Origin of the sequence: Pseudodesulfovibrio sp. zrk46 (assembly GCF_012516435.1) — a bacterium.
Lineage (GTDB): Bacteria > Desulfobacterota > Desulfovibrionia > Desulfovibrionales > Desulfovibrionaceae > Pseudodesulfovibrio.
Map to the genome: position 1 here is coordinate 3014466 of NZ_CP051216.1, position 14429 is coordinate 3028894.

9 protein-coding genes and 1 tRNA gene are annotated in these 14429 nt (G+C 51.1%); 8 read left to right on the top strand and 2 right to left on the bottom strand.

Annotated features, from left to right (window positions below):
* The first annotated feature begins 2 nt into the window (after window positions 1-2).
* The 3 genes from mtnA (at window position 3) to HFN16_RS13605 (ending at window position 3010) form a co-directional block, all read left to right on the top strand.
* Entirely contained in the window at window positions 3-1088 is a 1086-nt protein-coding gene (mtnA, locus tag HFN16_RS13595; protein WP_168891273.1) for an S-methyl-5-thioribose-1-phosphate isomerase, read from the top strand.
* Between the two features lie 245 nt (window positions 1089-1333).
* Window positions 1334-2833: a ribosome biogenesis GTPase Der gene (der, locus tag HFN16_RS13600; protein ID WP_168891274.1), complete on the top strand. Its 1500-nt coding sequence runs from the start codon at window positions 1334-1336 to the stop codon at window positions 2831-2833.
* 86 nt (window positions 2834-2919) lie between these two features.
* A tRNA-Ser gene (locus HFN16_RS13605) sits at window positions 2920-3010 on the top strand.
* A 266-nt stretch (window positions 3011-3276) separates the two neighbouring features.
* On the opposite strand, the gene HFN16_RS13610 is transcribed toward HFN16_RS13605, so the two are convergent.
* Complete coding sequence (locus tag HFN16_RS13610) at window positions 3277-5769, bottom strand: transporter substrate-binding domain-containing protein (protein ID WP_168891275.1); 2493 nt, start codon at window positions 5767-5769, stop codon at window positions 3277-3279.
* A gap of 261 nt (window positions 5770-6030) precedes the next feature.
* Between HFN16_RS13610 and HFN16_RS13615 the strand changes: the two genes are divergently transcribed.
* The 5 genes from HFN16_RS13615 to HFN16_RS13635 all read left to right on the top strand — a co-directional run bounded on the left by HFN16_RS13615 (window position 6031) and on the right by HFN16_RS13635 (window position 12003).
* On the top strand, window positions 6031-7464 hold the full coding sequence (locus HFN16_RS13615) for a sigma-54 dependent transcriptional regulator (RefSeq protein WP_168891276.1): 1434 nt from the start codon (window positions 6031-6033) through the stop codon (window positions 7462-7464).
* 317 nt (window positions 7465-7781) lie between these two features.
* The gene (dctP, locus tag HFN16_RS13620) at window positions 7782-8795 is read left to right on the top strand and encodes a TRAP transporter substrate-binding protein DctP (RefSeq protein WP_168891277.1); all 1014 of its coding nucleotides are present in this window, start codon (window positions 7782-7784) and stop codon (window positions 8793-8795) included.
* A 127-nt stretch (window positions 8796-8922) separates the two neighbouring features.
* Window positions 8923-9444, top strand: coding sequence for a TRAP transporter small permease (locus HFN16_RS13625; protein ID WP_168891278.1), 522 nt, complete (start codon window positions 8923-8925; stop codon window positions 9442-9444).
* A gap of 24 nt (window positions 9445-9468) precedes the next feature.
* Window positions 9469-10764, top strand: coding sequence for a TRAP transporter large permease (locus HFN16_RS13630; protein ID WP_210772197.1), 1296 nt, complete (start codon window positions 9469-9471; stop codon window positions 10762-10764).
* Window positions 10765-10776: 12 nt separating this feature from the next.
* Window positions 10777-12003 (top strand): L-serine ammonia-lyase, encoded by a 1227-nt coding sequence (locus HFN16_RS13635; RefSeq protein WP_168891279.1) that lies wholly within the window; start codon window positions 10777-10779, stop codon window positions 12001-12003.
* 55 nt (window positions 12004-12058) lie between these two features.
* On the opposite strand, the gene HFN16_RS13640 is transcribed toward HFN16_RS13635, so the two are convergent.
* Complete coding sequence (locus HFN16_RS13640; RefSeq protein WP_168891280.1) at window positions 12059-14338, bottom strand: CHAT domain-containing protein; 2280 nt, start codon at window positions 14336-14338, stop codon at window positions 12059-12061.
* Window positions 14339-14429: the final 91 nt, after the last annotated feature.

A 14429-nucleotide genomic window follows, 5' to 3' on the forward strand; every position in this document is an offset into this window, starting at 1 on the left:
CAATGACCGAACATATTCAGTATTCTGCTGAGAAAGATGCTCTGATTCTTCTCGACCAGCGCTACCTCCCCAATCGTGAAGATTGGTTTGAGTGCAAGACCACTGATGACATTTGTTTCGCACTGGTTGTCATGGTGGTGCGAGGAGCTCCCGCTATTGGCGTAACTGCTGCGTACGGCTGTTATCTCGCCGGCCGTGAAGTGCAGGGCATGGACGGCGATTGGAAAGATAATCTCGAAAAGAAGCTGGACCAGATTCACGATGCCCGTCCTACCGCAGTCAATCTGCGATGGGCTGTGCGCGAAATGCGTCGTATTTGGAAGGAAGCAGGTGACGTTTCTTTGGAAGAACTGCTGAATACTTGGCTGGAACGCGCCAAGCAGATTCATGTGGACGACATCACCATGTGCGAGGCCATTGGTTACTATGGCAACGAGGTCATTGAGGATGGCGATACCATCATGACCCACTGTAATGCTGGTGCTTTGGCTACTGCCGGTTACGGCACTGCCCTGGGGGTTGTTCGCGGAGCCATTGACTTCGGTAAGAAGAAGGTTTCCGTCATTGCCAATGAAACGCGTCCCTTCCTGCAGGGCGCACGTTTGACTGCGTACGAACTGCATAAGGATGGCATTCCGGTTAAAGTTGCTTGTGACAATGCCTGTGCATTGCTCATGAAGCGCGGTCTGGTGGACAAGGTCGTGGTTGGCGCAGACCGTATTACTGCTAATGGTGATGCAGTAAATAAAATCGGTACCTTTGGTGTGGCCGTGTTGGCTGAGCGTTTTGGTGTTCCATTCTACGTGGCCGCACCGCAGTACACCATCGATACCGAGACTCCTACTGGTGACGATGTTCCCATCGAGGATCGTGATCCTAAGGAAGTCACACACATCGGTGACCACCGCATCCCGCCCGAAGGCGTTGAGGTCTACAACCTCGCCTTTGATCCGACTCCTAATGAGCTGATCGCTGGTATCATTACCGAGCGCGGCATCTTGCGCCCGCCGTACTCCGAGTCCATCAAGGAACTGTTCGAGAAATATCCAAATGGATGCGAGGATGCCCAAGCCCTCAAAAAGTGGTAGGGTTGGACTCGACATTTAATTCAAGGTAAGGTAATCCCGCGCTTCCTTGTTCGGAAGTGCGGGATTTTACGTATTCTACTTTTGTAACGCATTTTGCTCTACATCGCCCCGTACAGAAGGTGCTGAATGGGGATGCAAGAGGACACTTCCCTTGCACGCCGGAGGCGAAGTCACATGATAACGCCGTTAAGCGGAATCCGCTTCTGACTTTTCTTTCGGTCATACAATTTTCTGGAGACAAAACTATGCTGCCTATCGTTGCCCTTGTGGGCCGTCCCAATGTGGGTAAATCTACCCTGTTCAACCGTCTGCTCAGGAAGTCGCGGTCTATTACCCACGATATGCCAGGTGTGACGCGCGATCGTATTTATGGTGAATGCCAGATGGGCGACGTGCGGTTTGACCTCGTCGATACCGGCGGCATGGTGCTGGAGTCAGAAGCCACTCCTGAACTGAGCAAGGACTTTGAAGATGAAATCTTCGAGCAGGCCCGCGAGGCCATCGAAGAGGCGAATGCCATCATCTTTGTTGTCGACGGTAAAGAAGGTTTGACGCCGCTTGATCGTCAGGCTGCCGAGTACGTTCGCAGGAGCGATAAGCCCGTCATGATGCTGGTCAACAAGGTGGATGGTGATGAGTACGCCGCCGAAATGACTGCCGAGTTCCATGAACTGGGTATGGAATTGCTGCCTGTCTCAGCTGCTCATGGCTATAACTTGCATGACGTTCGCGCTTCGGTGAAGAATTTCGTGGAAGAGTTGAATCTGCCCGAGGAGGAAGACGACGGTATCGAACGCGGCCTTAAGCTAACCATGCTCGGTCGTCCTAATGCAGGTAAGTCCTCCATCATCAATTCCATTATCGGAAAGGATCGTCTTATTGTTTCTGATGTTGCTGGAACAACACGCGATTCCATTGATGTGACCTTTGAGAAGGGTAACAAACGGTATACTTTCGTTGATACCGCAGGAGTTCGTAAACGGGCCAATATTCAGGATCATCTGGAAAAGATCAGTGTCATTCGTGCCCTGAAAAACTCCAAGCGATCTGATGTTACTATTCTGACCATCGACATTACTCTTGGAGTAGGCCGACAGGACAAACGTCTTATTGAATTTCTGGCCAAAGAAAAGACTCCCTTCATTGTGGTGGTGAACAAGGCTGATTTGGTGCCTAGAAAGGAAACCACTCAAGCCCTGGAAGCCTTCCGTCGCGAATTGCGCATCATTCCGCATGTCCCTATTGTCATGACTTCTGCTAAGAAAGGGCTCGGCATTGGCAAGTTGCTTCCTATGGCTGAGGCCATGCGTAAGGAATGTGAAATTCGTGTTGGCACCGGACAGTTGAATCGTGCAATGGCTGCTGTCCTTGAGCGACAGCAACCGCCCGTGGTTAAGCGTCGTAGGCCAAAATTCTTTTACGTTACCCAAGCAGACGAGGAAATTCCTACGTTCGTCTTTTTCTGTAACGACCATACGATTGTAAAGCAGTCTTATGCTCGTTATCTGGAGAATCAGTTCCGGAAATTGCTTGGCATCAATTCTGCGCCTGTGAGCGTCGTCTTCCGATCCAGTCATGATAAAAAGGAGTGGCAGAAGAGTCGTGGTATCTCTGGTATTGGTAAACGCGGCCCTGGTCGTGAACGTATTGGTGGTGCAAAGACACGCCGTCACGAAACCAAGTACAAAGCTCTTAAGAGTCGCCGTAGGAAAGAGGCCGAAGCTGAAGAAAAAAAGAATAAATAGCTGCCTTACTTATTGACAAGAATCAGGTGAAAAGGGTAGGCCATTCTCTCTCGACGGGTGAGGGAATTCCGACCCCGACTATATACGGAGAAGTGGCCGAGCTGGCTGAAGGCGCACGCCTGCTAAGCGTGTAATGGGGAAACTCATTCGGGGGTTCAAATCCCCCCTTCTCCGCCATAGAAAAGGGCTTACAACGAATGTTGTAAGCCCTTTTTCCTTTGTCCAAGGACAAGTGCCGTGGAAAAAATAACGGCGCTTTTTTGGGGCAAAAGGCGGTACGGCCTAGAGGCAGAGCTCTCTACTATAAGTAGACCTCTGCCTTTGTTCATTCCGTTGATTGGGTGCGATCCTGGTGCGCGTGGAGATTGTCTGGAATTGTGCGACTCCCAATCCTATCTTCCTTGCTACATCATTTTCGATTGTGGTTTCGATAGCTATAGTATCTAGCTTTGGTCGGTTTCATCTTTCAGAGATTTCGCAACTGCCTCGGAGAGCTCTGCCATAGAGAAAGGTTTCATCAGGATGTCTCGGATGCCGTGTTCACCTTTTTTGATATTCTTTAATGAAGCCGAGAATCCAGTGCACAGGATGATGGGAAGGTCCGGGCGCATGACGTGTACAGCCTTTGCAAGTCGATCTCCTGTAAGGTGGGGCATGGTTTGGTCTGTGATGATAAGGTCAAAATCCTGCGGCGCGCGACGGAAGATATCTACCGCATCCAGACTGTCGCTGACGCCAGTGACTGTGTAGCCTAGATTGTTGAGCATCTGTTCGCCTACTTGAACCATATCTATTTCATCGTCCACCAATAGAATGCGGCCTTGTCCGGTGATCATTTTGGAAGCCGTCACGGTTTGGACTTGCGGTTTGCCTAGAGCTTCGGGGAGAAGAATCGTGAAGGTGGTGCCTTTGTCTGAGCTGGTAACGGTTATCTCTCCGTTCAGACTACCCACTATACCGTGGACCATGGATAATCCCATACCTGTGCCCTTGCCTTGTGGCTTAGTTGTGAAGAATGGGTCGAATATACGGCTCATGACGTCTTCGGGGATGCCGTTACCTGTGTCGATCACGCGCAGGCGAAGATATGTTCCCGCCTTCAGATTAGAGCTGACTGTCAGACCGTCCTGTTCCATAGTCATGCGGTCTAGCGTGATACTAAGCGTTCCGCCTTCGTCTTGCATGGCGTACGCTGCGTTGGTGCCAAGGTTGGTAATGACCTGATGTATTTGGGTGGGATCTCCCATTACAGATGCTTCCTCAGTACCGAGGGTCAGACGAACGTCGATGGTGGACGGTAGGGACGTCTTCAGGAAATTAACGACTTCACGCATAAGCGGGGGCAGGGAAATGAGACGTTTTTCCGGCTCCTTCCTGCGGGAGAATATCAGAATTTGATGCACCATCTCTTTGGCGCGGGAGGCCGCATTCAAGATGTTTTTCAGATTAACGTGAGCTCGGCTTTCCAACTCAACCGAGGGTAGGGCGAGTTCAGCGTATCCTTGTATCGCGCCAATAATATTATTGAAATCATGGGCGATGCCACCAGCTAGCGTGCCAAGCTCCTCCAGCTTCTGGCTTTGGCGTAACTGCTTTTCCATTTGGTTTCGTTCGGTCACGTCACGTGCCACTTCCACGTATCCTGTGAGCTCACCCGCCGAGTTATGGAGCGGGGAAACAATCAGGTCCACCTCAAAAAGGGTGTTGTCCTTGCGGCTGTATATAGTGTGTCCTTCCCATACGTCTCCGCGGGTCAGTGTTTCCCATATCTCATGGAAAAATTCCGGGCTGTGCTTATCGCTTCGAATGATCTCAATGTGCCGTCCCTTGAGTTCATCCAGTACATAGCCGGTCATTTTGGCGAACGAGGGGTTGATGTACTCCACCATGCCTTGGGTATCGAGGATGAAGATGCCGTCCTGTGCCTGTTCAATGGCCGCCAGCAGGCGCATACGGGCTTCCAGCTCTTGTCTGAGTTCCAAAGTACGTTCGTTGACGCGACGGTGTAGGGTGCGATTCCAGTATATGATGGAGATAATGAACAGGATTATCAGTAAAATTCCGCCGCCTAGATAACCCCAGAATTGTTTGTTGTGGAGGAGGAAGGAAATGTAATGTTGATCAAGGGTCACCCATTTGCGGTAGATTGCGTTGTGCTCATTCTCCGTAATGGAATCCACTCCTTTCTGCAGGATGGAGTTGAGAATGGGCCAGTCTGAGCGGGAAGCGATGCGGCTGTATATTTTATAGTTGGTGTGTCCGGCAACGCGTAGGTTGGTGATGCCTTTTTCTTCGATGAAATAACTGGCCTGCGGAAGAGAGATGATGGTTGCATCAATCTCGTCAAAGGAAACATGTAACAGGGCTGCCAGATAGTTGTAGACTGGTTGAATATGGATTTTGGGGTAATATTTTCGCACATAGTCAATGACAGCATAGCTTTTGGGCAGAGCCAGATCCATGTCTGACATATCTTCCAACCGCAGGAACTCCTTCTGGTTCTTATTGACCAGAATGACAGTGGGCATTTCCAGGTAGGGACGGGAAAAGAGCATGTAGTCAATGTCTGCGGGGTTGGCCCGGAATGAGGCAATGACATCCAACTTTCTATCCTCAGCCATCTTGAGGAGCTTTTTCAGGTTGGTGGATTCCTGGACTTCGAACCGGATGCCAAGGCGGTCTTCGAGCAGGGCCATGTAATCAGCCACCATGCCCATGTATTCGGCCTTCTCACCGAAATACTCCAAGGGGCGTGTGGAAGGAGTCGCGCCCAGACGGATTACTCTGTGCTGGGCCAGCCATGCCTTCTCCTCGGACGTCAACTTCAGGTCTGTACGGGGCGCATAGAAGTACCACGCGGCGGTCAGCACCAAGAGGATTGTGGCGACAGCGGTTATTAGGAGGTGTTTGGGCTCTTTGGTAAATATGTTTATCATGGTTTGTATCCGGCTTAACCTTGGCTGGGAATTGAGTCCATGAGATATTGCAGGAAGTCTGCCATCTTTAACACCCGCATGGAAGCTGGAGGTTCTAATAGAGCGCCATGTGTGATTTTGCAAATCGAACAGAAATAACTGTATTAGTTTGTATTATTGATTCAAACAGCAGTTGGCGATGTACCTAGCTCGACAATTTTAGTATAAAAGGCCATAAGGGCGCCGCTTGCAGGGCGCATACAAGACGCCGCGGGAGGAAGCATGTCGACGATACTTGTTCTGGATGACGATCCGGATATCAGCACCATTATTTCGCAACTAGCGGAAGATGCGGGACATACAGTCCATGCGGCGGGCTCTATTGCCGATGGTATGGGCGTGCTGGCCTCGGCTGCTGTGGATTTGGTCTTTCTTGATGTGCGACTGCCCGACGGCAGCGGAATCGACGTTCTTCCCGATATCCGTAAGGCTGCCTCCAGGCCTGATGTAATTATTATTACAGGGTTGGGCGACCCGGACGGGGCCGAGTTGGCCATTCAGAATGGGGCGTGGGATTACATTGAGAAGACCAGTACCCTAAAGCAGATCATGTTCTCCATGGACCGAGCGCTTAAGTTTCGGGAAAAGGGGCGCAAACCCGCTCTTGTCGCAATCAGGCGGGATGACCTTGTGGGCGAAAGCCCGGCGATCCAACCCGTATTGGAGAATATCGCCATCGCTGCCTCTGGTGACGCGGGTGTACTTATCACCGGGGAAACCGGCACCGGCAAGGAAGTCATAGCTCGTACCATTCATGCCAACAGCAATCGCGCGGCAAAAAGTTTCGTGGTGCTTGACTGCGCATCCCTGCCGGAGAGCTTGGCTGAAGGTGAATTGTTTGGTCACGTCAAGGGATCGTTCACTGGAGCCAGTGCTACTCGAACCGGATTGGTGGGACAGGCCGACGGCGGCACTCTCTTTTTGGATGAGGTGGGCGAACTGCCTCTGTCCATTCAAGCTACATTTTTACGCGTGTTGCAGGAAAAGCGGTATCGTCCTGTGGGCAGTACTAAGGAAATCGCAAGTGATTTCAGATTGGTTGCTGCAACCAATCGCGATCTTGAGCAGATGTGTGCCGACGGCTTGTTCCGTAGTGATCTCTATTATCGTATAAAGGCCTGCGCTATTCAGATGCCGCCTCTGCGTGAGCGTGCCGAAGATATTTCTCTCATCAGTCGTTTTCATCTGGATCGGCTTTGCATCAAGTACGACACACCCTCCAAGGAAATGTCCGAGGACTTTGTGAGTGCTCTGACCAACTATGACTGGCCGGGCAATATTCGTGAATTGGTGCAAACCCTGGAGCGCACGATCATGCGGGCTATGGCAGAGGCGGTGCTGTATCCCGAGCATCTGCCGGTAGATATTAGGGCCAAGGCCGTTCGTCGTAGTTTGAGCGGTCATGAAGGCGGAGGCGTGGTGGATGAGTTTGTCCCCTCGGTTCCCGGTGCGCAGGATTTCTGTGATGCATTGCTGGAAGGGGAAGTTCCTCCCTTCAAGAGCTATCGCAAGGAGTGTCTGGCTGAGGTCGAAGTCCGGTACCTGAAGCGGCTACTGGCGCAGACTCAAGGAAGCATCAAAGATGCTTGCAGGCTCTCCGGGCTTTCGCGAACACGGTTATATGTGCTGATGAAAGAGCATAATATCAGTAAATAATTCTTCTTTTCTCCGCTCCTCGCTTTCTCCCCTTTTGCTGAACGACCGTGTGTTCTCTTTTTCGGGATTGTACCGTTTTTCGGAACAAGGTGTCCCGCTTTTGTGAACATGAATGATGGCCGCTGTGTTTATTTGGAGTACTCAAAATATACGCTATTTGCACTTAACTTACTTATATCTTGGTATTTTTATGTTTTGGCATCGAACTTGGTAAAGGCACAGTAACAGGCGCAAGTTTGTTGATCGGTTTATTGAGGGTGTCCCGGAGGATTCAGGGACTAGGTTCGATTCAAATATTTTAGAGTGAGTAAAGTATCATGAAAAAGATTTTCGCACTTATCCTGGCACTGTGCGCCATGTTCGCACTGACTGCCTGTAACGACGATGGCGGAAAGACTGCCAAGAATGAAACTGTGACCATTAAACTGGCAACCCAGCATCCCATTGAGCACATGGCTCACAAGGCCGCTGAGCGCGTCAAGGCTCGTATCGAGAAAGAAACCGAAGGCCGCGTTCAGGTGAAGATCTATCCTGCAAACCAGCTTGGTGACGCTTCTCAGATCTACGAAGAAGTCATCCGTGGCTCCATCGACGCCGCACACATCACCGTTCCCGATCAGTTCGACGCCCGTCTCGGTGCAGGCTTCCTGCCTTACATCGCTCGCGACTACGATCAGATCCGCGAAGTCTTTGCCTCCGATGCCTTCCTGCCCACTGAAATGGCAGCCATGCATGACAAACTGGGCGTGAAGTTCTTCTCCTACTTCGGTGAAGGTTTCATCGGCGCCGGTTCCGTTGTCCCGCTGGAAAACGTTGCCAAGGCCGGTGTTGAGAAGGGCATCATGCTCCGCGTGCCCGGTCTGGACGTCTTCAAGTTCGGTGCTGAAGAACTTGGTTTCCGCACCTCCTCCCTGCCTTACGCTGACACTTACTCCGCCCTGCAGACCGGCGTGGTAAAGGGTTGGATCGGTGGTCCGCCGAACCTGAACTACCTCGGTTTCCGTGACGTTATCAAATACTACTACCAGTACAACGTGAACTTTGAGTCCACCCAGTACGTCATGAACAAGAAGAAGTTCGAATCCATCTCCGAGGCTGACCGCAAGGTTGTTGAGTCCGCATTCGTGGACGAAGGTCAGCAGTCCTTCCTGATGGCAGAGAGCGAAGATCAGATGTACCGCAAGAAGCTCGAAGAAGCCGGTATCAAGGTCACCATGCTCACCACCCAGGAACTCGAAGATTGTGCCAAGTACGTCCGCGACAACGCCTGGCCCCGCCTTGAAAAGAACCTGACTCCTGAACTGCTGAACGGCATCAAGGCGTCCTACTAAGTCCTCTAAGACTGGTTAACAGTCATCAATGGCGACGTGGCGGGCCTCTCCAAATAACAACCGCCACGTCGCCAACCATCCCATTCCACATATTTTTTCCAGATATTCCCAAGAGGGGGGTCTTTTCATGCAACCTATTGAATTCGCACCGAGGCTGCCGCTGTGGAACGTGCTCGGCAAGTTTCAAAAAACGGTCATGGCCGCTACCAGCATCCTTATCGTTGGCATGATTTGCTACACGGTTATTGCCCGTTACGTTTTCGGCTCTGACTTTTACGGTTCCGAAGAACTCATCCAGATGCTGGCTTTTTGGCTCTACTTCATGGGAGCCGCTCAGGGTAGTCGCGAAAAAAGTCAGATCTCCGCTGACATTCTTACCTGCTACGTCACCAACGCCAAATGGTGTCGCATCGCCCAATTGGTCAAGGATGTCGTTACTGTCGCCATTTGTCTGCTGGTCACCTACTGGGCCTGTCTGTTTGTGGGGTGGGGGATCCAGATGATGCCTAAGTCTCCGGTATTCAGGCTTCCCATGCTTATCCCTCATACGGCCATTGGCCTCGGTTTCGTGCTCATGTCTTTGTATCATGTGGTCTACCTGATTCAGGACTTCATGACCCACATTAAAATGTGCCGAGCTGGCGAATAAAAGCCACCAGAAGGATTTAGAAAAATGATTATTACCATCGCAATACTTCTTCTTGTGGTCACGCTGTTCATTGGCGTTCCCATTCCGTTCGCCTTTTTCACATCGGCCGCATTCCTTATTTTTACCGGCGGATACGATCCGGGGTTCCTGTTGCCCTACGGCTTCGCCAAAATGAACTCCATTGTACTTCTTACCATTCCGCTGTTTATCATGGCCGGTGGCGTCATGGACAAAGGCGGCATCGGTGACCGCCTCGTGGATGTCGTAGACACCATCGCCGGGCGTGTTCGTGGCGGTCTTGGTATCGTTACTGTTGTTACCTGTGCCATTTTTGGCGCTGTTTCGGGGTCTTCCTCTGCAACTGTGTCCTGCATCGGTTCCATCATGATGCCCAAGCTCAAGAAAGCTGGTTATCCGGTTGGCCATGTCGCTGCACTGTTGGCCAACGCCGGCGTGCTTGGAATTCTGATTCCGCCTTCCATGCTGATGATTCTCTATGCATGGATGGGCAACCAATCCGTCCTGGCCTGCTTCCTGGCTGCGTTTGTCCCGGGTCTGATCGTCACCGTTCTACTGAGTGTAGTGAACCTGGTACTCTTGCGTAACAATAAGGACATTGAAGTGCGTCCTAGCGAGGATCTGGTCACCACCAGTAAGGTGTTTGCGGTCAAATCCGCTAAAGCTTCTCCGGCTCTGATGATGCCAGTCATCATTCTGGGCGGTATCTATGGCGGTATCATGACCCCCACCGAAGCCGCAGCCGTTGCCGTTCTCTACGCCATTCCGGTCGCCATGTTCTTCTACCGCGGCCTCAAGATGAAGAATCTCATGCAGACTCTCATTGAATCCGCCACCACCACCGGTGTCATCATGGCAATGATGTTCGCGGTTATGATCCTCTCCCGTCTCTACATCATGGAGAACCTGCCCGAGCAGATCATGAACGTGCTGACGTCCATCTCGGACAACAAGATGGTCATTATGCTGATGATTAACGTGTTCCTCGTGATTATGGGCATGCTTATGGATGACGTCTCCGGTATCCTGCTTGGTACCCCGATTTTGCTACCATTGGTCACCCAACTCGGCGTGGACCCCGTCCACTTTGCCGCGATCATGGGCGTTAACCTCGGCATGGGTAACGTTACGCCTCCCACGGCTCCGCTTCTGTATCTGTCGGGCCGTATATCGGGAGCGCAGGTTACTGAGATGCTCAAGCCGACCATGTACCTGATTCTCTTTGCATGGCTGCCCACATTGCTTCTTACCACTTACATCCCCGAGATCTCTCTTGGTCTTGTCAATCTGCTCATGAAGTAGTCGGAGGTTGAAATGGAAAGCATTAAAGAACTGTATCGCATCGGTGTGGGGCCTTCCTCTTCCCACACCATGGGCCCCAAAAAAGCGGCAGAGGAGTTCCTTGATCGCAACAAGGAAACCGAAACGTTCCGTGTTACCCTTTACGGATCATTGGCTGCTACGGGAAAAGGGCACCTCACGGATCAGGCTATTCTTTCCGTGTTGGGAGACGAGCGTACCTCCATCGTCTGGAAGCCCGAAGAAGAGCTGCCTGGCCACCCCAACGGAATGCAGTTCGAGGCCTTGTCCACTGACGGACAGACCATGGATGTGGCTCGTGTGTATTCCGTTGGTGGCGGGGCAATCCGCTATGAGGATGAGGGTGAGCGTGCGTCGGTCGAAGTCTACGACATGCCCAACCTGCTCTCTATACTGGAGATGTGCGAGGATAGGGGAATCACCTATTGGGAGTATGTAGAACAGTGTGAAGGTCCGGAAATCTGGGATTTTCTCAGGGAAGTATGGGCAGTCATGGAAGCCGCCGTAGAGCGTGGGCTGAACACGCAGGGCGTTTTGCCCGGTAGCATTGGTCTCAAGCGTCAGGCGTGGAGTTACTACACCAAGACCAAACTCTCGGGTGCCGACATGCAGCAGACCGGGCTTGTCACCGCCTATGCGTTAGCCGTGTCCGAAGAAAATGCTGCTGGAGGAACTATTGTCACCGCGCCTACCTGCGGCGCATGTGGCATCGTTCCCTCCGTCTTGCACTACCTGCGCCATTCGCAGGGTGTGAGTGAGAACGATATCCTGTGGGCATTGGCTACTGCCGCACTGTTCGGCAATGTCATCAAGCAGAATGGTTCCATCTCCGGTGCTGAAGTGGGCTGTCAAGGAGAGGTCGGTTCAGCCTGTGCCATGGCCTCAGCCGCCGCTACCCAGCTCATGGGTGGATCGGTTCGTCAGATCGAGTATGCTGCTGAAATGGGACTGGAACATCACCTGGGCCTGACCTGCGATCCTGTGGACGGGTTGGTGCAGATTCCCTGTATCGAGCGAAACGCCTGCGCCTCAAGTCGTGCGCTTGCTCGCGCTCAAATGGCCATACTTTCGGACGGCACCCATCGCATTCCGTTCGATGAAGTCGTACAGGTCATGATGCAGACCGGGCATGATCTGCCCAGCCTGTATCGTGAGACCTCCACAGGAGGGCTGGCTAAGGCCTATGACGCACGAAGGAAGGGATGTGCCTGCATCCGTTAGAAAGCTATAATTGAAAAGCCCCTCTCCCTGTTTGGGAGAGGGGCTTTTTTATGATTTATTCACTATTGCCTGTCAGTTGAAAAGCTGCCCAGAAAAATGGGGATGGGAATTCATTTTTTGTCTTCAACTGAGCCTCGCGGAGCGCGTCAGCACGGCTCATGTGCTTAAGGTTTCTGTAGAATTCAATCATCAAATAAGTGGTTTCTCTGTCCGGTACTGGCCATAGTGATGTGACAAGCGAGCGAGCTCCTGCAAAGAGGAAGCCTCGACTAAGGCCTATGACATCATCTCCACCTTTGACTTCTCCCATGCCAGTTTCACACGCTGAGAGGGTCACTAGGTCAGCATTCAGTTCCATACTGTACAGATCGTCTACGCTGAGGCGTCCGTCGTCTTTTGTAGTAGGTGTAAGCAGGATGGCGGATTCCAATGGGGCATCCGATTGGAATTTACCATGGGCTGCAATATGAATCATGCGGAAGAGTCTGCCTGCCTCTTGTAAAGATTGTTTCGTGGCCGATTCCCGAAGAAGGACAGTTGAGTCCGGCCACATCTTTTTGATCTCTCTGACCTCGACCTCTGCGCCAGAAAGGTCAAACATTGGGTCGCCCAGATCCGGATTACCAAGGAGCAGGATTTCATGTTGTTGTGTGGAGTGGCGACGTTCCAAAAAGCGCATTACACTGGCAGAGGGCAAAAAGCGTATCGTCGCAGAGTCAATAAGGTAACCTTCAGGTCCGATCAGGGCGTTGAAGGGGAGATAGTGCAAGACTCCGTGCCCCACGATTAACAGTCTTTCTCTCCCACGGTGGTTTGGTAGTGGGGCGATCAGTCGCGAGTACAGTTTGCGGCCCAGGGCTTGGGTTTGATCGGATTCACTAATGATCGCTTGCCTAAAGGCTTGAACATCTGCAGTGAGGTCTTGTGAATCCAGTCGAATGGCCTGGACCTCATGCTTTGTTACCATAAAAGCGTAAAGGTTCTGCTCGTACGAATAGTACTCGATCAAGGTTTCGCCGTCTCTTATGAAATCTTGGATGGCTTCCGGTTCAAGAGATTCGACCGTGGTCATGGTCGCAAGCTCGGGGTATTCACTCGATAGTTCTCTGCGTATGGCCCCGATGGCTCTTTTTTGCCTCTCTTTGTCATTTTGAGTGTTCCGCTGATCTGCTCGATAGAAGGCCGCTTCGGCTTGGTTCAGTCGAGCCAGGATTTCTTGCTGTTGTTCTGCAGTCTCTTGTTCCGGTGAAAAGGAGCTCCGTTGGGCGAGCAGGTCTACTAGTGCTCTGGCTTTTGCTCTTTCACAATACATCAGCGCTAAGCTGTCGAGTTTCTGGTTTACGAGCAGATCGATCATGTCTGCGTAAACCTTCTGCTTGCTGCTGATGTAGCCTATGCGCGAAGCTTCATTTCCCACCGACCCTCTTTGAAGTTCGATGGCTTCAATCGCTTTCCGGTAATATTCTTGGGCTGTCGGAATATTATTTTCCGCTTGTGCTATTCGCCCTCGGTCATAGAGCACATTCCAGTATATTGATCCGCTGTGTGAGACTTGATCCATACTCAAGAGTTCATCATATCCCTCTTTCGCTTGTTCAATATGCCCAGATTCGAGAAGGCTCTTGTACTTGATGTATTTATAGGGAAGATCCATGAAAAGAAAATAATCGCCTGAACCGGCAACTAACCCACCAAGAGCTTTAGCTAATTCATTAAAGGCGTACCTTTTGGATGTGACCTCCACAGCTTCGTCGTACATCCCGAGGGCGAAGTAGATTTTTGCCAATCCTCTATCACGATCTTCTTGGAGAAGGCTGAATGGATACCCAAGATATATTGCATTCAATTCGTCAATGGCTTTGAAAGCCCCTTCTCGGTCTCCTTTAAGAGCATATGCGTGGCCATAGAGTTTTATGAGCTCTATATAATTGAGCCTGTGCAGATCTTCCTTGATAGCGTATGCGTACCCATTTTGAGCTTCTGTAATCGCTTCGTCATATTCTCCTAGCTCAATGTACATCTCGCTTTTCAGCATGTAAGGTCTTGCCGACATATCAAAACCCATAACGCTCTTGTCGCCTGAATCGATCTTTTGTTCGAGCAGGTTTAAGCACCCCTCAAGTTTCTCAAACTCATAAAGCTTAAGATATGCTTCGCAGAGGCAGTATACCTCTGAAAAGCTCGAATCAGCGGATTCTACTCTTGGCTCCAGATAGTCTTTGTTTTCGGCGTATCTTGCCTCTGCTGTATTCGTCCATTCTGGAGGCTGCATATGGGCAACACAGCCACTAAGAAGCAGGAATGTAAGTGCTATAATGATCTTAACGGTATTCATAGCAACCTCCTCCCATATTACAGCAGTCTTTTTATGAGTGAGAAATCAAGGAATATGCTCTAAATCGTATTCTATGCGGACGAATAATTGA

Excerpts from the sequence above, each read along its gene's own strand:
- mtnA (WP_168891273.1), top strand. The coding sequence starts at position 3 with ATGACCGAACATATTCAGTATTCTGCTGAGAAAGATGCTCTGATTCTT.
- HFN16_RS13635 (WP_168891279.1), top strand. The coding sequence starts at position 10,777 with ATGGAAAGCATTAAAGAACTGTATCGCATCGGTGTGGGGCCTTCCTCT.
- HFN16_RS13610 (WP_168891275.1), bottom strand. The coding sequence starts at position 5,769 with ATGATAAACATATTTACCAAAGAGCCCAAACACCTCCTAATAACCGCT.
- HFN16_RS13630 (WP_210772197.1), top strand. The coding sequence starts at position 9,469 with ATGATTATTACCATCGCAATACTTCTTCTTGTGGTCACGCTGTTCATT.
- HFN16_RS13640 (WP_168891280.1), bottom strand. The coding sequence starts at position 14,338 with ATGAATACCGTTAAGATCATTATAGCACTTACATTCCTGCTTCTTAGT.
- der (WP_168891274.1), top strand. The coding sequence starts at position 1,334 with ATGCTGCCTATCGTTGCCCTTGTGGGCCGTCCCAATGTGGGTAAATCT.
- HFN16_RS13615 (WP_168891276.1), top strand. The coding sequence starts at position 6,031 with ATGTCGACGATACTTGTTCTGGATGACGATCCGGATATCAGCACCATT.
- HFN16_RS13625 (WP_168891278.1), top strand. The coding sequence starts at position 8,923 with ATGCAACCTATTGAATTCGCACCGAGGCTGCCGCTGTGGAACGTGCTC.
- dctP (WP_168891277.1), top strand. The coding sequence starts at position 7,782 with ATGAAAAAGATTTTCGCACTTATCCTGGCACTGTGCGCCATGTTCGCA.